Source organism: Nocardia sp. NPDC059229 (genome assembly GCF_042754165.1).
Taxonomy (GTDB): Bacteria; Actinomycetota; Actinomycetes; order Mycobacteriales; family Mycobacteriaceae; genus Nocardia.
In genome coordinates, this window is record NZ_JBHZAK010000006.1 from 186,209 (window position 1) to 202,997 (window position 16,789).

18 protein-coding genes are annotated in these 16,789 nt (G+C 67.3%); 8 read left to right on the top strand and 10 right to left on the bottom strand.

Annotated features, from left to right (window positions below; genetic code table 11):
* Window positions 1-50 precede the first annotated feature (50 nt).
* Window positions 51-848, bottom strand: coding sequence for an IclR family transcriptional regulator (locus ACFXHE_RS16325; RefSeq protein WP_379383760.1), 798 nt, complete (start codon window positions 846-848; stop codon window positions 51-53).
* Between the two features lie 141 nt (window positions 849-989).
* Between ACFXHE_RS16325 and ACFXHE_RS16330 the strand changes: the two genes are divergently transcribed.
* Window positions 990-1,412: a hypothetical protein gene (locus tag ACFXHE_RS16330; RefSeq protein ID WP_379383762.1), complete on the top strand. Its 423-nt coding sequence runs from the start codon at window positions 990-992 to the stop codon at window positions 1,410-1,412.
* 63 nt (window positions 1,413-1,475) lie between these two features.
* On the opposite strand, the gene ACFXHE_RS16335 is transcribed toward ACFXHE_RS16330, so the two are convergent.
* Window positions 1,476-2,366, bottom strand: coding sequence for a DUF5995 family protein (locus ACFXHE_RS16335; RefSeq protein ID WP_379383763.1), 891 nt, complete (start codon window positions 2,364-2,366; stop codon window positions 1,476-1,478).
* Window positions 2,367-2,483: 117 nt separating this feature from the next.
* Here ACFXHE_RS16335 and ACFXHE_RS16340 point away from each other — a divergent pair, with 117 nt between their 5' ends.
* A complete protein-coding gene (locus ACFXHE_RS16340; protein WP_354839406.1) occupies window positions 2,484-2,969 on the top strand; it encodes a peptidylprolyl isomerase in 486 nt (161 codons plus the stop codon).
* Between the two features lie 127 nt (window positions 2,970-3,096).
* On the opposite strand, the gene ACFXHE_RS16345 is transcribed toward ACFXHE_RS16340, so the two are convergent.
* Together ACFXHE_RS16345 and ACFXHE_RS16350 are read right to left on the bottom strand one after the other, a co-directional pair.
* Window positions 3,097-4,107, bottom strand: coding sequence for a fatty acid desaturase family protein (locus ACFXHE_RS16345; protein ID WP_379384180.1), 1,011 nt, complete (start codon window positions 4,105-4,107; stop codon window positions 3,097-3,099).
* Window positions 4,079-4,714, bottom strand: a complete 636-nt coding sequence (locus tag ACFXHE_RS16350) for a hypothetical protein (RefSeq protein WP_379383764.1) — start codon at window positions 4,712-4,714, stop codon at window positions 4,079-4,081. The genes ACFXHE_RS16345 and ACFXHE_RS16350 overlap by 29 nt, the downstream gene beginning before the upstream one ends.
* On the opposite strand from ACFXHE_RS16350, the gene ACFXHE_RS16355 reads away from it, so the two are divergent.
* Complete coding sequence (locus tag ACFXHE_RS16355) at window positions 4,706-4,864, top strand: hypothetical protein (RefSeq protein ID WP_379383766.1); 159 nt, start codon at window positions 4,706-4,708, stop codon at window positions 4,862-4,864. The two genes, ACFXHE_RS16350 and ACFXHE_RS16355, sit on opposite strands and share 9 nt — an antisense overlap.
* 103 nt (window positions 4,865-4,967) lie before the next feature.
* Here the strand turns inward: ACFXHE_RS16355 and ACFXHE_RS16360 are convergent, their stop codons facing one another.
* From ACFXHE_RS16360 to ACFXHE_RS16375, 4 genes are all read right to left on the bottom strand, one after another.
* On the bottom strand, window positions 4,968-5,435 hold the full coding sequence (locus ACFXHE_RS16360) for an ester cyclase (protein ID WP_379383768.1): 468 nt from the start codon (window positions 5,433-5,435) through the stop codon (window positions 4,968-4,970).
* Window positions 5,436-5,542: 107 nt separating this feature from the next.
* Window positions 5,543-6,175 (bottom strand): TetR/AcrR family transcriptional regulator, encoded by a 633-nt coding sequence (locus ACFXHE_RS16365; protein ID WP_379383770.1) that lies wholly within the window; start codon window positions 6,173-6,175, stop codon window positions 5,543-5,545.
* A gap of 112 nt (window positions 6,176-6,287) precedes the next feature.
* The gene (locus tag ACFXHE_RS16370; RefSeq protein ID WP_379383772.1) at window positions 6,288-6,878 is read right to left on the bottom strand and encodes a DUF4291 domain-containing protein; all 591 of its coding nucleotides are present in this window, start codon (window positions 6,876-6,878) and stop codon (window positions 6,288-6,290) included.
* 208 nt (window positions 6,879-7,086) lie between these two features.
* Complete coding sequence (locus ACFXHE_RS16375; protein ID WP_379383774.1) at window positions 7,087-7,386, bottom strand: hypothetical protein; 300 nt, start codon at window positions 7,384-7,386, stop codon at window positions 7,087-7,089.
* 244 nt (window positions 7,387-7,630) lie between these two features.
* On the opposite strand from ACFXHE_RS16375, the gene ACFXHE_RS16380 reads away from it, so the two are divergent.
* From ACFXHE_RS16380 to ACFXHE_RS16390, 3 genes are read left to right on the top strand one after another with little or no spacing between them, the layout of a single operon-like run.
* A complete protein-coding gene (locus tag ACFXHE_RS16380) occupies window positions 7,631-8,563 on the top strand; it encodes a metal ABC transporter solute-binding protein, Zn/Mn family (protein ID WP_379383776.1) in 933 nt (310 codons plus the stop codon).
* On the top strand, window positions 8,564-9,469 hold the full coding sequence (locus ACFXHE_RS16385; RefSeq protein ID WP_379383778.1) for a metal ABC transporter ATP-binding protein: 906 nt from the start codon (window positions 8,564-8,566) through the stop codon (window positions 9,467-9,469). It begins immediately after the preceding gene.
* Complete coding sequence (locus tag ACFXHE_RS16390) at window positions 9,466-10,536, top strand: metal ABC transporter permease (RefSeq protein ID WP_379383780.1); 1,071 nt, start codon at window positions 9,466-9,468, stop codon at window positions 10,534-10,536. The genes ACFXHE_RS16385 and ACFXHE_RS16390 overlap by 4 nt, the downstream gene beginning before the upstream one ends.
* A gap of 74 nt (window positions 10,537-10,610) precedes the next feature.
* On the opposite strand, the gene ACFXHE_RS16395 is transcribed toward ACFXHE_RS16390, so the two are convergent.
* Window positions 10,611-11,480, bottom strand: a complete 870-nt coding sequence (locus tag ACFXHE_RS16395; RefSeq protein ID WP_379383782.1) for a sulfite exporter TauE/SafE family protein — start codon at window positions 11,478-11,480, stop codon at window positions 10,611-10,613.
* Window positions 11,481-11,640: 160 nt separating this feature from the next.
* On the bottom strand, window positions 11,641-13,995 hold the full coding sequence (locus tag ACFXHE_RS16400) for a hypothetical protein (RefSeq protein ID WP_379383784.1): 2,355 nt from the start codon (window positions 13,993-13,995) through the stop codon (window positions 11,641-11,643).
* A gap of 80 nt (window positions 13,996-14,075) precedes the next feature.
* On the opposite strand from ACFXHE_RS16400, the gene ACFXHE_RS16405 reads away from it, so the two are divergent.
* Together ACFXHE_RS16405 and ACFXHE_RS16410 are read left to right on the top strand one after the other, a co-directional pair.
* Window positions 14,076-14,981 (top strand): LysR family transcriptional regulator, encoded by a 906-nt coding sequence (locus ACFXHE_RS16405; RefSeq protein WP_379383786.1) that lies wholly within the window; start codon window positions 14,076-14,078, stop codon window positions 14,979-14,981.
* Between the two features lie 141 nt (window positions 14,982-15,122).
* Window positions 15,123-16,721: a GMC family oxidoreductase gene (locus tag ACFXHE_RS16410; protein ID WP_379383788.1), complete on the top strand. Its 1,599-nt coding sequence runs from the start codon at window positions 15,123-15,125 to the stop codon at window positions 16,719-16,721.
* The last annotated feature ends 68 nt before the right edge of the window (window positions 16,722-16,789 follow it).

Genomic DNA, 16,789 nt, shown 5'->3' on the forward strand with positions numbered 1-16,789 from the left:
TACAACAACATACAACTGCTGTGAGGGGCCTCACAAGCAGGGGTGCCGAGTCACCGCGCTGCCGGTGCCTGACCCGCGATTCGCGAGGTCAGGCGCTCCGCACCCCACCGCAGGGCCTGGCCCACCACCTCCGGCTCGGGATAGGACAGGGTGCGCCACGTGGTGCTGAGGGCCGCGACCGGACGGCTGTTGTGGTCGAACACCGCCGTGCCGACCGACCGCAGGCCCGCCGTCACCAGTTCCACCTCCTCGGCCCAGCCGCGGGCGCGGATCTGGTCCAGGTCTCGGCGCAGCTCGGTCAAGGTCCGGGGTCCGCGCCCGGTGCGGGTGATGAAGTCGGAACGCTTGGCGTACAACGCTTTTACCTGGGCATCGGGCAGCGAGGCGAGAATCGCCCGCCCGTTCGCGGTTAGATGCGACGGCAGCCGAACCCCGATATCGGTGATCAGCGAGACCTCCGCGGCCGGCCCGGAGCCGGGGCGTTCCTTGAGCAGGTAGACGGTCTCGTTGCCGTGCAGGATGCCCAGATGCACGGCCTGCCCGAGCTGTCTGGCCAGCTGGTGCAGAATCGGCTGAGCCAGCCGTTCCAGCGGTTCGTGGCGCAGGTAGGCCGAACCGATCTCGAAGGACGTCACGCCCAGTCCGTAGGCCTGTTCGCCGGGCACGTACACCACGAATCCGCGGTCCACCAGCACCGACAGGATGTGGTAGACCGACGAGCGCGGCAGCCCCAGATCGCGGGCGAGCGCCGCGGCTCGGACCGGGCCCGGACCCTGGGCCAATCGGACGAGGATGTCGAGCGCCCGACCGACCGCCGGCGACGTGGTCGAAACCGAAGATTGGGCCATGCCCCGGATTCTGCCAGCGACGCCGAATCGGCAGTGGCGACGGCGAAGTGGGTCTCGGGTAATCCACTCCGATCGCAACAGTGAAGCGTTATTGTTTCTCATTGCTCACGCTGTCGTGAGCGATACGTGAGGAGCACCATCATGAAGAATTCCCGCCGAGCCGGAATCGGCGCGACGGCGTTCGGCGCCGCGGCCGCCGTCGCGGCCCTGACCGCTCCCGATGCGAGCGCGCTGGTCACCGGAATCACCGTCAGCGGCAGTCAGGTCTGCGTCAACCAGGCCACCACCGTCACCGTCGCCGTCACCGCGACCTCGTTCCTGTTCGACGTGTCGCTGACCGACAATGACACCCAGGTCGGCAACTCCAAGGTGTCCAACAGCCAGGCCACCTTCAGCTGGACGCCCACCACCACCGGTTCCCACACGCTCAAGGCGACGCAGGAGGTGGTCAGCACCAAGACCACCACCGTGAACGTCGTCGACTGCACCCCGTCGGGTGGCGGCTCCGGCTCCTCCGCGTCCAACCCCCTCGCGGGACTCCTCAGCAGCCTCTCGGCCAAGTGAGCCGATAGCGCGAGCCAGGCGAAAGCCGCTGCCGGGCAGTGGCTTTCGCCTCGCGATGCGATCTCAGATTCCGTTGAGCCGGGCCAGGATGTCGAACGCGCGTTCCGCGGTCTGTCGCTCCAGCTCGATCTCCGCGGCCGTCGCCGTCGTGAGTGCGGGATTCGCGAGGGCGAGTCCGTTGGCGAAGATCGTCACATTGGCCCCGAGGTCGGCGGCGACCAGCAGCGGCTTGGTGGCGACGCCCTGGCCGAGCACCTGATCGAGTCCTTCGCCGAAGAAGTAGAACCGCCACAGCGGGCCCATGTTCGCCTGGTAGATCCGGTCGGTCCGCTCGGTGATGACATCGCCGGTCTGGGCGATGCTGGCCACGATCTTGAAGTAGTCCCCGGCGTCGGCCGGTGTCGATTCGGCCTCGGCGACCGCCCGTGGCAGATCGACGATCAGATGCGCGTTGTAGCCGGCGAGCGCGACCCGGCCGGGTGAGGCCGCGCAGTCCGCGGCGAGCGCGAAGTAGTTGGCCCAGTGCGGTTCCGGCGTGCCGCCGCCGAACTCGGCGTGCACATTGTCGAGGAACCGGCGCAGTAGATCGAAGCTGACCCGGTGCGCGTACTCCGGGTCGGCGAACGCTTGCGGATCGCGCTGCAGCGGCAGCACCGCCTGCTGCTCGACGATGTCCAGACCGGTGGCGAAGCCGCCGCGGCGGTCCGCGTGCTGCTCGAGGATCTGCGTGATCAGGTGGTCGCGGGACACGGCGTCCTCGAGCCGTGCGAGTTCGTCGTCGCCGGCGAGCGTGCCGGTATCGGCGAGCCGGGCGATCTCGTCGTTCTCGGCGGCGGACAGGGTGGTCGCGCATTCCGGTGTGGATGGTGGTGCGGCGAGTGCGGTCGCGGGCGCGACCACTGCGGTGGCGGAAACGGACAGTGCGGCAACGAAATGCCAAAATGCATCGGGCACGATGGGGTTCTTAGCAGTGGCGGCCCGCGAGCGCCCGGCGGACACGCCGAGCAGGCGCCGGAAAGTTGACGGGATACATTTGCGCGGTCCGGATTCCTCTGTGAAAGGGTTACCGCCATGTCGATCGCCGCTGACAAGGTTGTCTCCATCGAATACACGCTGAAGGCCGATGACGGCGAGGTGCTGGACACTTCCGTCGGCGAGGCGCCGCTGGTGTACCTGCACGGCGCGGACAACATCGTGCCGGGCCTGGAGCAGGCCCTCGAGGGCAAGAGCACCGGCGACGAGCTGGTCGTCGTGGTGGAGCCCGAGGACGCCTACGGTGAGTACCTGGCCGAACTGGTCAGCGCCGTGCCCCGCGACATGTTCGAGGGCGTGGACGAGCTCGAGCCCGGAATGGAGTTCCACGCGGAGGCGCCGGACGGCGATTCGCAGATCGTCATCGTCCGCCAGGTCGACGGCGACGAGGTGACCATCGACGCCAACCATCCGCTCGCCGGTCAGCGCTTGCACTTCACCGTCAAGGTCGTCGACATCCGCGACGCCAGCGAGGACGAACTCGCCCACGGCCACCCGCACGGCGAGGACGACCACGACCACTGAGATAGGCGCGCTGGCTGCCACGGTCACCCCGCGGTGTCCGCCGGCAGTCGCGAACCTGCCGCCGTGCCAGGGCCTCGTCCGAAAAGCGGCCGGATAGATCGGTCCGCGCTATATAGATCGGTCCGCGCTATTCGGAGCGGGTGTGGCGGGCGACGGCGTTCAGGTGGCGGAGGGCTTGGCTGTAGGAGGTGAGGAGGGAGGTCTCGGCATAGGGGATGGCGAGTTCGGCGCAGAAGGCTCGGACCAGGGGTTGGGCGCTGCGGAGGGCGGGTCGGGGCATGGAGGGGAAGAGGTGGTGTTCGATCTGGTAGTTGAGTCCACCCAGCGCGAGGTCGATCAGGGGCCCGCCGCGTACGTTCCGGGAGGTCAGGACTTGCCGGCGGAGGAAGTCGGTGTTGTCGTCGGCGGGGAGAACGGTCATGCCTTTGTGATTGGGCGCGAAGGTGCAGCCCATGTAGAAGCCGAACAGGCCCTGCTGGACAGCGATGAAGGCCAGCGCCTTGACCGGTGACAGCGCCAGGAAGACCGCGGTCGGGTAGGCGATCGCGTGTGCGGAGAGCAACGCTCCCTCCCGGATACGGTGTGGGATGGGCCATTTCAACACGGCGCGCACGCTCGAGTTGTGCAGACTGCCCGCCTCGAGGAACAGCATCGGGAAGAAGAGCCAGGCCTGGTAGCGGAAGACGAAGCGCCGCCAGCCTTTTCCGGTGAGCGCTCGTTCGCCGGAGTGGGCCAGGATTCCCGCGACGTCGGGGTCCGCGCCCTCGGTGTTGGGGTGCGCATGATGGCGGTTGTGATTGCTGGTCCACCAGCCGATGCTCACCCCGGTGGCGAGATTGCCGACGATGAGCCCGTACAGATGGTTGGCCCGACGGGTTCGGAAGATCTGTTTGTGCCCGGCATCATGTCCGAGGAACGCGAGCTGCGCGAATACAGCGGCCAGGAAGACCGCGGTGCCCAGTTGCCACCACGAGTCGCCGATCACCCACAGTGCCGCCCATCCGGCCGCGAAAGCCGTTGCGGTGAACGCGGTTTTCCACCCGTAATACCGTATTCGCCGGTCGAGCAGACCCGCCTGCCGTACCTGCCGCAACAAGGCCGCGTACTCACTACCACGCGTCGGCGCGGATTCGGCCATCACCGGTGGCGGGATCTCCTGCACCGCCGGCCGGTGTCGTACCGTCTCGATTACCAAGGGTTCTGCACATCCTGCTGTCGTGGTGTCCAGCGATCGCTCCGCGAGCGCCCGCCGCCGCACGGGATTCCGAATTCGGCCTGGGGCCGCGCACGGCACCGCCAGCGGGCCCGCGCACCCGACACCAGCGTGCCGCGCCGCGGCCACCATCAGGTGAACGAACATACGAAGCACCACCACATCTGCATGACGATTTCACGAAGCTCGGGATTCCGAACATCAGGGCGCCGATCGTCTGTTCGATCGCGTTGGCCAGTGCCGGGCCGATGCCGGGAATCGCACGCAGTCGCTGCATCCATGGGACCTGCCGATGGAAGGCGGTCATCTCCTGCGCTGTGGTGCCGATGATCACGTCCAGATCCTGTGCACGGGAGTCGATCTCGGCGTTCGACTGCGCCTGGGTGGGCATGACGCCGACGCTGGGCACCGTCATGTGACCCGAGGCAGGGATCAGTTTCAGCCTGCCCCTGGACTCGGCAATGAGCTTGGCCTGTGCGCCGAGAATCGCGGCGATCGATGCCTGACGCGGGTCGCTACCGAGGTGGTTCACGCCGGTCACTCCTACGGCGGCGTGGTGATCACCGTCGCCGGTGTGGTCGACACCGTGATCGGTCTGGTCTACGACTCCGGCTACGCGATCGAGGAGGGGGAGAGCGTCGGGCAGTTGCAGGGTAGCCGTTATCGCCGGCGCGTTCGCTGAACTGTCCTGATCGGAACTGGCCGCGCCATCGGAACATTCGAGGCAGACAGACAGGTGCGCGCCTTCGGGGAAGGCGCGCACCTGGTGTCGACGGCAGGTGCGGTCAGCCGACCGCCGCGGCGGAGGCGGCGACGGCACCGGCGAAGTCGGGTCGGATGCCGAGTTGGGCGAGCATGACGCTCACGCCTACGTAGCAGTTGAATTCCTTGATCTTGCCGTCCTCGATGTACCAGAAGTCGGCGGTGGGGATGGCCAGTTTGGCGCCGGTGGGCTGGATCGTCCCGGCGGGCGTCTCGAACGGGCCGGTGAAGGTGCCCTCGATGGTCAGTTCGACGGCGACGACATTGCCCATGACGTGGACCCGGTGCAGGTTGCGGTGGATGTCGGGTGCGAGCCGGCCCATGAATACGACCAGGTCTCCGAGGTGTTCACCGCGGTAGGTCTCCCCGGCGACGATGTTGTTGAACACGCCGTCCTCGGTGAACAGGTCCTTGAATCCCTGCACGTCCATGACACTGCCCTCGGCCGCGTGGTAGGCGGCGCGGACGACGGCTTCGGCGGTGGTGGTCATGGCCTTCTCCTCAGTAAAATCAAACGCTTGATTAAATATTCTGCCGCACTGAGGGTCTTGTCAAGCGATCGTTTGAATTGTTTGGTGGAGAGGCTTGTTCGGCCGGATCAGGCGGTGTGCTCGTGGCCGTGGAAGGCTCCGGCCACCACGGGCACGAGCAACCGCTCGATCTCATCCGTGGGTTTCGCGGCGAGCTCCGCGCCGATGGGCGCCAGCGCGAGCCAGTTCAAAAGCCCGGCCGCACAACGGGTCCGGAAGGTCAGTTCCTGCTCGTCGATCCCGGGTAGATGGTTGGTCAGCACCCGCAGGCTCTCGGCGCGGGTCCGATCGAACTTCTCGTTCAATCGATCCCACCCCTCCGGCGGGTCGATGCCGATCCGCGCCACCGTTCGCATCACCGCCAGATCCTGCCCACCGGCGGCCAGTGCGCGAACCATCGGCCGCGCGAACGCCGCGGCCAGGTCCTGAAGCGTCGCAGTGGATTCCACCGCGCCGAGCTCCTGAATCTGTGCGTCCAGATACCGCTCCAACGCCTGCTCGATGGCCGCATCGCACAGCGCCTTCAGCGACCCGAAGTGATAACTCACCGCCGCCACATTGGCCCCGGCATTGTCGGTGATCTCCCGCAGTGTCACGCCCTCCTGCCCCCGCTGCGCGAGCAACTCCAGCGCGGCCGCCAGCAACCGCTCCCGCGTCCGTTGCCCGGCCTCCCGCCGCAAATCCGTCTTCTGCTCCGGCATAAAGAAAGTCAAGCAGTCGCTTGAATTCCTTGTCAAACGCTGGTCTCGTATCGTCGCTGTATCAGCTCGGTCGCGGTGCCGCCGGGTTCGCCCACCTGTGCTCGGATGTAAGTCACAGGGCCCCAAGACTTCTCGCTAGTTCTTCGCCGAGTGGATAGAGCTTCTCCGGAGGGATGAGGCGCTTGGCGCGGTCGGCCCGCCCCTCGCGCAGATGTGCGGAGATCCGGTGCACGAGAGGAGTGCAATCGCGTATCTCTACGGTCCAGTCGCTGACGTAGCGTTCGACGATGTTTCGAGACAAGCCGACCTGAATGCTGCGGTGGTCGAGCTTCGCCCCCTGGATCGAGTATTCCGGATCCCATTGGACATGGACGAGCGCGTGCTCGAACATCGCCCGCCACTCTGTGGCATCAGCGTAGACACGCCGCTCGGGACTGGTGAGGACTGCGCGAGTGAGGGCCTCCTCCCATCCCGTCCGGGTGATCCGGACGGCGAGAATGCGTTCCTGACCGGGCTTGCGGGCCCAGTTGCTGCGTTGCATGAGCCATCGGAAAGACGGCTTGATCCACGTCATGCGGTTGAGTGAGAAGGGCTCGACCAAGCGTTGCGCTGCGACAGCGGCGGAGGCGATGGCCTCGTTGAAGGCCTGGTAGACGACGATCGTGTCGCGGTCGAAGTCTGCGCGGATCTCGTACTGGTTCATAACGAACGCAGAGTATGGCCGTGCACACCGTGGTTGCCACTGCTTTACCCGCAGGGCTGGCGTTCGTGAGGCAGGGTGTTGAAGCCACGCAGCATCCGGCCTCTCACCGCCACCCCTGCGCGACAACAGCTTTCAGGGCTGAACTTCCGCCGAACGCTTATGGCTGTCGATGTCCGGACATTCGAACCGCATCCGCCGAGCGCGATCATCAGTGTTCGTCGTAGTGCCCGTTGTGAGGTGCGTGCCGGTGCCCATCGTGGATGTAGTCGACGTGGTCGCCATGGGGCACGGCGGTGTGGCCGCAGCCCTCGCCGTGGACGTGATCGTGGCTTTCGTGCGCGGTGTGCGCGGTCGGTTCGCACTCGTCGTAGTGATCGCCGTGTGCGCGGTGCAGGTGACCGTCGTGCACGTAGTCGGTGTGGCCGTTGTGTGGAACAGCTACATGTCCGCAACCTTCGCCGTGATGGTGGTCGTGCTCGGTGTGCGCTGCATGCTCGGGTGTGGTCATGATCCTCGTTCCTTTCTCGTGCCTCTCTTCGTGCGCTTCCCCTCCGCTGTCATTTTCACATCATAATGTGCGCATCCTTTTGCGTATGTGCTGATAGGTAGCTATTTCTCAGACGGTCCGATGTGCCCGGCGGCTTGCTGATTTGCATGGATGCCCGGTTCGGATTCGGCTTGGAAAAGGCGTGGAAGCGCTGTTACGTTGTTGGTAATGATTTTCGATTTCAAGATCTGGTGAAGGTTGTAAGATGGCTGGTCTGGTTTTCAGCAAACGCGCGATGGCGGCGGCCGCATGCGCGGTGGCGCTGTTGGGGGTAACGGCGGCGTGCGGCACGTCGTCGGAGTCGTCGGAGTCGTCGAGCGGCAAGCTCGAGGTGGTGGCGACGATCAATGCCTGGGGGAGCATCGCGGCACAGCTCGGCGGTGACAAGGTGCACGAGACGAGCATCATCAGCAATCCCGACACCGACCCGCACGACTACGAGCCGTCGCCTGCGGACGCGCGCACGGTCGCGGGCGCGAAGGTGTTCATTTCCAATGGAATCGGCTACGACGCCTGGGCGGACAAGCTGCTGGCGGCCAACCCGGGCAAGGACCGCGTCGAGCTGAGCGTGGGCAAGGAGCTCGGGGTGGCCGAGGACGGGAACCCGCACCAGTGGTACTCGCCGGCGTCGGTCACCAAGATCGTGGACGCGATCACCGCCGACTACAAGAAGGCCGATCCGGCTGACGCCGCGTACTTCGACGATCTGCGCACAAAGTTCGTCGGCACCGCGCTGGCCAAGTACAACGGCCTGATCGCCGACATCAAGGCCAAGTACGCGGGCACCTCGGTCGGGGCCAGCGAATCGATCTTCTCGCCGCTCTCGGATGCGTTGGGGCTCAATCTCATTACGCCCGCCGCGTTCCTGAAGGCGATCAGTGAGGGCACGGATCCCGCGCCCGCGGACAAGGCGGCCATCGATCAGCAGATCACCACCAGGGCGGTGAAGGTCTATGTCTACAACAGCCAGAACAGCACTCCGGACGTGCAGGCACAGGTGGACGCGGTGAAGAAGCAGGGTATCGAGGTCAGCGCCGTCACCGAGACGCTCGCCCCGGCCGATGCGACCTTCCAGGACTGGCAGTCCGCTCAGCTGCGGACGTTGGAAGACGCACTGCACAAGGCGACAGGCAAGTAAATGACCGCCGTGAAGGCCCGGGCCGCGACGGACCCAGTCGCGGACCTGCTGCCGTCCACTGCGGAAGCCGTGGTCCATATGAGGGGGATCGCGGCGGCGGTTGGCGGTAAGCGGATTTGGTCCGAGGTTTCGCTCGATGTGGAACCGGGGAATTTCGTCGCCGTGCTCGGCCCGAACGGCGCAGGGAAGTCGACACTGCTGAAGGCGATTCTCGGCCTGGTGCCGACCGGTACGGGCACACTCGAAGTGCTCGGTAGCCGACCGGGGCGGCACAATGCCGGGATCGGGTATTTGCCGCAGCGTCGGGCGTTCGACGCGAGTGTGCGCATCCGCGGCGTCGATATCGTCCGGCTCGGCCTCGACGGCGCACGCTGGGGTACGCCCATCCCGTTCCTCTCGAGAATCGTCACGCCGCAGCGGTTCCAGACGACACAACGGCGATTGCGGGAGGTGATCGAGCTGGTCGGCGCGAGCGCGTACGCGCATCGGCCGATCGGGCAGTGCTCGGGCGGCGAGCAGCAGCGACTGCTGATCGCGCAGGCGCTGATCCGCCGCCCGCGACTGCTGCTGCTCGACGAGCCGCTCGACAGTCTCGACGTGCCGAGTCAGGCCGGGATCAGCGCACTCATCCGCGGCGTCTGCCGGCAGGAGGGAGTCGCGGTCATGATGGTCGCCCACGACGTGAATCCGATTCTGCCGTACCTGGATCGGCTGATCTATCTAGCGCACGGTACGGCTCTGACGGGTACACCCGAGGAAGTGATCACCGGTGAGCGGTTGTCGGCGCTCTACGGCATCCGGATCGAGGTGCTGCGCGACAGCACCGGGCGGCTCGTGGTCGTGGGGCAGCCCGATGTCGCGGCCGGGCACACGGTGACGAATCCGGATGCGGGGCAATCCCGATGAACCCGGCGGCGTCCTGGAATCTGGTGCAGGATCTGCGTGAGATGCTCGCGTATCCGTTCATGGTGAACGCCGTCCGTGCGGGCACCATCGTCGCAGTGGTGGCGGGCGCGGCCGGCTGGGTGATGGTGTTGCGCCGGGAGAGCTTCGCCGGCCATACTCTGGCACTGGTCGGATTCCCGGGCGCAGCCGCGGCCGCGTGGCTGGGAATCGCTTCCGGTTATGGATATTTCGGAGCCTGCGTCGGCGCGGCGATCGTGATCGCCGCCTTGCCCCGCTCGGTCCGGGCCCGTGGTGGCGGTGAGCAGTCGGCTGTGATCGGCATCGTGCAGGCGTTCGCCTTGGCCACCGGAATGCTGTTCGTCAGCCTGTACAAGGGCTTTCTGTCCGGGCTGACGAACCTGCTGTTCGGCACGATCGCGGGCGTCACCGATGGGCAGGTCGTGCTGTTGCTGGTCGCCGCGGTGCCGTGCCTGCTGCTGCTGGCGGTGCTCGGCAGGCCCCTGCTGTGGGTCTCGATTGCCCTCCTGACCTACTACACCACTCACCGCAGCGGCGGAAACGGCAATGCGAACGTGAACGTGCTGTTCGGCAGCATCTTCGGGATCAATGCCGCGGCGGCCGGGACCGCCGCACTCGTCGGCGCGGTCGCGATCGCGCTGCTGCTGATCGTCTCGCGCCCACTGTTGTTCGCCACCATAGATCCCGCCGTCGCCCGGGCAGCAGGTGTACCCACGCGCCTGCTGGGCGCTGTTTTCCTGGCTGTCGTCGGCACAACTGTCGCCGAGGCCACCCCGCTGGTCGGTTCCGTTGTCGTCCTCGGGCTGCTCGCCGGCCCGGCGGCCGCTGCCGCCCGGCTCGCCGATCGGCCGTGGACGGCCTTCTGGTCGTCCGCAGCTCTTGCCGTCCTGTCCGTGTGGGCGGGCATCACGCTCTCCTACGAAATACCATCCGCACCCGCCAGTTTCACCATCATGACCGTCGCGGCCTGCTGCTATCTGGTCGCTTTCCTGCTCGACCACCTCCGACGCCACCGAACACATGCCACCACGGGACTTTCCATCAGCTGACATCGATGTGGCTGCGCACCGCACTGCCGCGGCGGGAAGACGCTCGCGACACCCTGAGTCGGAGACGGAATGCTCTACGCCGTCACCGCTGTTCGAGGCTTGGCGGTGGTGAGGAGGACGCTCGCTGTGAGCGCGAAGGCTGCGGCGAGGGAGATGACGGTGATGGTCGCGTGGAGGAGGGCCAGGGCCGAAGCGGTGAGGACGGCGGTGAAGGCGGGGCGGATGATCGCGGCGGGGGACCGGGAGGAGAGGAAGGCGCCGAGTATCACGCCCGGGATCGCGCCCAGGACAACGGATCCGGTGAGGGCGAGGCGGACATCGCCGAACAGCAGGTGCCCGAGGGTGGCGGCGGCGACGAGGGGGATGGCCTGCACGATGTCGGTGCCCACCAGCTGGTTGGGGCGCAGGGTGGGGTAGACGATCACCAGTGCGGCCATCATGACCGCGCCCGCACCGACGGAGGTGAGTCCGACGAGCAGGCCGCCGAGGACTCCGATCAGGACGGTCGGGACGGGACGGATCGTCAGCGGCAGGTCGTCGGTGGCGAGCGGGCTTCGGCGTCGGCGTTCGATCGCTTGGCGCGCGAGGGTGAAGACGACGGACAGGGTCAGTCCGACCCCGATGGCGAATTTGAGATTGCTCTGGACGGCCGCGGCGTGGCCGAGCACTCCGACCAGGACCGCGCCGAGGAAGGCCGAAGGGACCGATCCGAGGGCGAGCAGTCCGGCCAGCCGCCAGTGAACTGTTCTGCGGCGCAGGTGAACCGGGACCGCGAACGGTTTCATGATGAGCGAGGCGAACAGGTCGTTGGAGATGGCGGCCAGGGGTGGGATGCCGAAGCCGAGGACCAGCACCGAGGTCAGCAGGGCGCCGCCGCCCATGCCGGTGAGGCCGACGAAGAACCCGATGACGAGCCCGACGGCGGCCAGGGTGGGGGAATGCATGTGTGTGTGCCTTCTGAGGATGACGCGCGGCCGGTCTCGGCGCGCGGTGCGGAGAATCGGGGAGGAATGCCGGAGGGCTCACACGATGCGGTGGTGATGCGCATCAGGTCGATGTGCAGGCGGCGGATCAGCCTGATGCGGGCGGGAATGGTCATGGGGTTCAGTGGTTTTCGGTACGCGTGAGGAACAGGGGACTGGTCCACGCCTGGTGGCCGTCGAATTGGCGGGCGCGAAGGTAGACGGCACTGTCACACGGTGGTACCGCGAGATTCACGGCGCCGCGCACGCTGACCGGGAGCCCGGCCGGGTCGGCGATGCGTTCGATCCGGAGCCGGAGATCGAGCCCGCCCATGGCAAGTTCCCGGTGGCCCGACCGGATCAGCTCGGCACCGGTCACCTCGAGCGTGCCGCGCCGATCGTCCTCGCGCACGGTCGTCTCCAGCTCGAAGCGGGCGTCCGCAAGCGCTCCGAGTGTCAGAACCACTCCGATATCCGCGCCGTAGGTTGTTGTGCGCCAGGCAATCTCGTTGCCGGTAGCAGCGATCTGCTGTTCGGGATGCAGGGCCGCCCAGGGCTCGGCGGCCGTGACGTCGGTGCCGGTGATCCGCATTCGTCCGGTCCAGCTCGCCCAGCGATACCGATCGCGATGGCGGGCCCCGCCCCAGCGCACGCGAACGAGCGTGTCCGACAAGCCGGTTTCGGCGTGCAGGTCGCGCCGCCAGACCTCACCGGCGGCGTCGAAGAGCCGCATCTCCTCCCATCCGGTGGTGCCGTACACGGCGTACTCGGCATCGAGTTCGGTTGCGGCGGGGACGATATCGTCACCCATCCACCGGTCGCCCGAGCGCAGCAGGGCGACGGCGCGGGCGCCGGTGGTGGCCCAGGTGCGCCGGGCGCGCAGGGTCCGGCCGACCTCGGCGGCGGTCAGCTCGGGTGCGAGCACGCCGGTCAGGCCGCCGGCCGCCCCGAAGATATTGGCGCCGGGCGCACCGCTGCCGGGCCGTCCGCGGTGCTCGTCGCTGGCGGCGCTGGCGCCCAGGCGCAGCCCGCGGGCGAGGGCGTCCTCGAGGAACCAGGGGCTCGAGGCCCAGGTGGAGTGGACCTCGATCAGCCGCTCCAATTCCGGGTGATGCCAGTCGAGGACGGCGCGCCGGCCGCCGACGTGCGGGATGAGCAGGTAGGAGTCGGGGTCCCTGTCGTAGGCCGCGTACAGCTCGGTGATGGGCCAGGTTTCGGGTACGGGGGTGGTGCTCGACATGTTCGCGTGCCAGCTGAGCGAGCGGGCGAGAGTGGTGTCCTCGCCGAGGAATACGACATTGTGGTCGCCGCCGACGCCCGCGGTGCCGCACCATTCCACACCCGGATAGCAGACGAACCGGCCGTCCTCCCCGGCCCGGCGGCAGGCGGCGACCACCTCGTCCCAGGTTTCGTCGGTGATCTGGAAGTCGTTGGCGGTGTAGCCGAGCACATCCAGCGCGCCGATCTCGCGTCCGTAGGCGAGATTCCATGCCGTGTCCTGGGTTCCGACGGTGTCGTCGGAGTGCACGTGCAGGTCGGCGAAGAACGCGCGCGGTGCCGGCAGGTCGGCGATGGTATCGAGGTGGCAGCGCGCGGATGCGACTGCGCCGCCCTCGAATTCGGCCGCCACCAGGATCTCGTCGGTGTCGCCGACCGGCGGCACGGTGAGGGTGGCGCGTGCCCAGCCCGTCGCAGGCGTGGTCGCGGTGGCGACGGTGCGGTCCGCGCGGGTGGCGCGCAGCCGGACGGGCAGGTCGCGGCAGGCGTTGCCCCAGCGGTCCTGCAGATGCGCGTGCAGGTCGACCGCCCCGGCATCGGCGCGCACCAGCCGGGGGCCGTGCACGACCAGGCGTTCGGGCGGGCCGGGCACGATAGCGAGATGGCAGGCCCCGGCGTGTGCCATGCGGGAGGTGCCGAGCGGATCCACGAACAGATGGAAGGCGAAGGCATCCTCCACGAAGGTCTGCACCCGTGTACCGGGACCACCGAAACGCCGGTCTCCGAGCCGGATTTCGATCACGTCACCGGGCCGCAGATACCCGTCCACCACATGGACGAGGACGGATTTCTGGAAGGGGCGCTCGCCGCCCTTCACGTCGTAGCGCACGTCCAGGCGCTGTGCGGTGGCAGCGCTGTCCGGTGACGCGCCGCCGACCAGCGAGCGGTGTATCAGCCGCGCGGTCGCGTAGTCGCGTCCGGCGGGGTCGACGACCTGTAGGTCCCAGTCCGAGTAGTACCGGAAGCAGAGCTTGAGCCATCCGCTGTCGGCGATCCCGGAGCTGCCGACGGTGTAGGTCAGCACCAGTTCCTCCGTCGCGCCCGCGGTCAGGGTGCGGGTCGAGCAGGTCAGTGTGCCCAGGAACGGCAGGGCCGTGATCTCGCCGGTAATGCGCTCGCGCACAGCGGGATCCGAGCAATCGTTGACTCGCGGGCCGCCGTGCGGGCGCAGCGGCACCGGGGCCGTGGGGGAGGGGTAGAGATCGGGGTGCGCGGGCATGCCGATGATTCTGGGCCGCCGGAACTATCCAGTCCAAGGTATAAATATGATCGTATTCATCATCGAGAGTGATTGATCGGATGAACCTTCAGCAGTTGCGCTATGTGGTCGCGGTGGCCGAGCTCGGCAGTTTCACCAAGGCGGCCGCCGAGCTGTTCGTCGTGCAGTCGGCGCTGAGCCAGCAGGTGCGCAAACTCGAGGACGAGCTCGGGGTGCGGCTGTTCGCGCGCACCACCCGGTCGGTCGTTCCGACCCCGGAGGGGGAGGCGCTGCTGCCGCAGATCCGGCAGGTGCTCGCCGGAGTGGATCGGCTCGTCATCGACGCGCAAGCGCTGCACGGCGCCGTGCGCGGCCGGTTGACCGTGGGGCTGATGGAGGTGCCGCCGGAGCTGCTGGATGTCGCCGCGCTCATGGCGGCCTTCCACGCCCGCTATCCGGAGGTGAACGTGACACTGCGGAGCGGCGGCAGTGACCTGCTGGTCGGTGCGGTGCGCGACCGGAAACTCGATGTCGCGATCGTGGGACTGGCCGTCGAATCGGTCATGGCGCACGTGGAATTCACCCCGCTGCTGAGCGAGCCGTTGGTCGCCGTGCTGCCGGTCGATCATCCGGCATCGGCGGGTGCGTCGGTCTCCGTGCACGACCTGGCGGCCTGCCCGTTCATCGACTTCCCGCCCGGCTACGGCCTGCGCCATGAGAGCGACCGCGGATTCACCAGTGTGACAAGGCATGTCGCGTTCGAGGTGACCCGAGTCGAGCAGGTGGCCCAGTTCGTCCGTCAGGGTCTGGGTGTGGCGTTGCTGCCGGAGTCCGTCGCCCGGTCGCATGCCGACCGGGACGCGAGCCTGGTGCTGCGGCAAGTATCCGACGCCGCACTGCGGCGGCAGGTCAACCTGGTGGCGCCCCGAGCTCCGGTCTCGGCCGCCTGCCAGGCGTTCGTCAGGTGCGTGAACGAATTCGTGCTGAGCGCCGTGCACTCGCGGTGATGCCCGGACACCAACCGAACGAACTCCGCCTATCCGTGCTCTGAAACGGGTTCCTGGGCGGCCGCTTTCGAGTACTTTCGCAACATGTTCCAGTTTCGTCGGTGACTCGCGGCGAGACCTGTGCGGACAGAAGGGCTGGTCATGGCGGCGACGGACTACATCATCATCGGTTCCGGGAGCGCCGGGGCCATTATTGCTCGCAGGCTGGCCGATACCGGCGCCGCTGTCACGCTGCTCGAGGCGGGCGGTCGTGACAACAGCCGGCTGGTGCGCAAACCCGGCATGATCGGCCCGATGCACAGCGTGCCGCAGCTGAAGAAGCGGATCGACTGGGGCCACTACACCGTCGAACAGAAGCATGCCCTGGGCCGAACCATCCCGCAGACGCACGGCAAGGTGGTCGGCGGTTCGAGCTCGGTCAACGGCATGGTGTTCGTGCGCGGCAACCGGCGGAACTTCGACGACTGGGCCGGCGAGGGCAATAACGGCTGGTCGTATGAGGACGTGCTGCCGAGCTTCAAGAAATTCGAGTCGTTCGAGGACGGCGCGAGCGAGTTCCGCGGTGGCGCAGGTCCGATCAAGGTGATCCGGGCGCGCGACCTGACGCCCGCGTCGGAGTCGTTCATGGCGGCGCTGGCCGAAACCGCCGATCTGCCGCGCAACCCCGACTACAACGGCGCCGAGCAGGAAGGCGTTTCGATCTTCCAACAGAGCAACAGCAACGGGTTGCGCTACAGCACCTCGGTCGGTTATCTCGACGATCGCCCGAAAAACCTCACCGTGCTACCGAATACGCACGTGACGCGCATTGTGATCGAGAACGGCCGGGCCACCGGTGTGGAATACCGGACCGAGCAGGGCAACGAAGTTCTGCGGGCCGAGCGCGAGATCATCGTCAGCGCAGGCACATTCGGCTCCCCGCAGCTGCTCATGCTCTCGGGCATCGGACCGGCCGACCATCTCCGCGCCTTCGGCATCGACGTCGTCGCGGACCTCCCGGTGGGCGACAACCTGCACGACCACCTGTTCGTGCCGATGACCTTCGCCATGCCGACCGCCGTGCGCCGTTCGTCCGCGGGTTATTTCGCCCGGGCGTTTCTGCGGGAGTCGTTGCGCAACAACAGCACCTGGCTGGCGCGCAGCGTGTTCGAAGTCGTAGCGTTCCTGCGCACCCCGCATGCGGCCGGGGCGCCCGATCTGCAACTGCACGTGCTGCCGTGGAGCTATCCCGGCCCCAATCAGGATGCCCCGATCCGCCACACCCCCGATCCGCGCCGGTCACTGACCGTCCTGGTGACGATGATCTACCCGCAGAGCCGGGGCACGCTGCGCCTGACGTCGGCCGACCCCACCGCGGCGCCCGCCATCGACCCCAACTATCTCGCCGAGCAGCGCGATGTGGACACGCTCGTGTACGGCATGGAGCTGACCCGAGAGGTCATGGCCGCGAAGTCGATCAATAGCGCGGTGGACACCGAGATCTCTCCGGGCCTGCAATACCCCGCCCGCCCGGAGCTGGCCGCCGAAGTCCCCAACCGCGCAACCACCGTCTATCACCCCGTCGGAACCTGCCGCATGGGTGTAGACGACCGCGCAGTCGTAGACCCGACGCTCCGGGTGCGCGGAGTGGACGGACTACGCGTCGCCGACGCGTCGATCATGCCGAGCATCGTCGGCGGCAACACCAACGCGGCCACCATGATGATCGGCGAACACGCCGCCTCGATCATCCTGGCCTGAGCCCGTGTCGAATTCAGCGGATCTGTGCGGCTTGTGACCACACCACCTGCCACCGGCCGTCGAGGAAT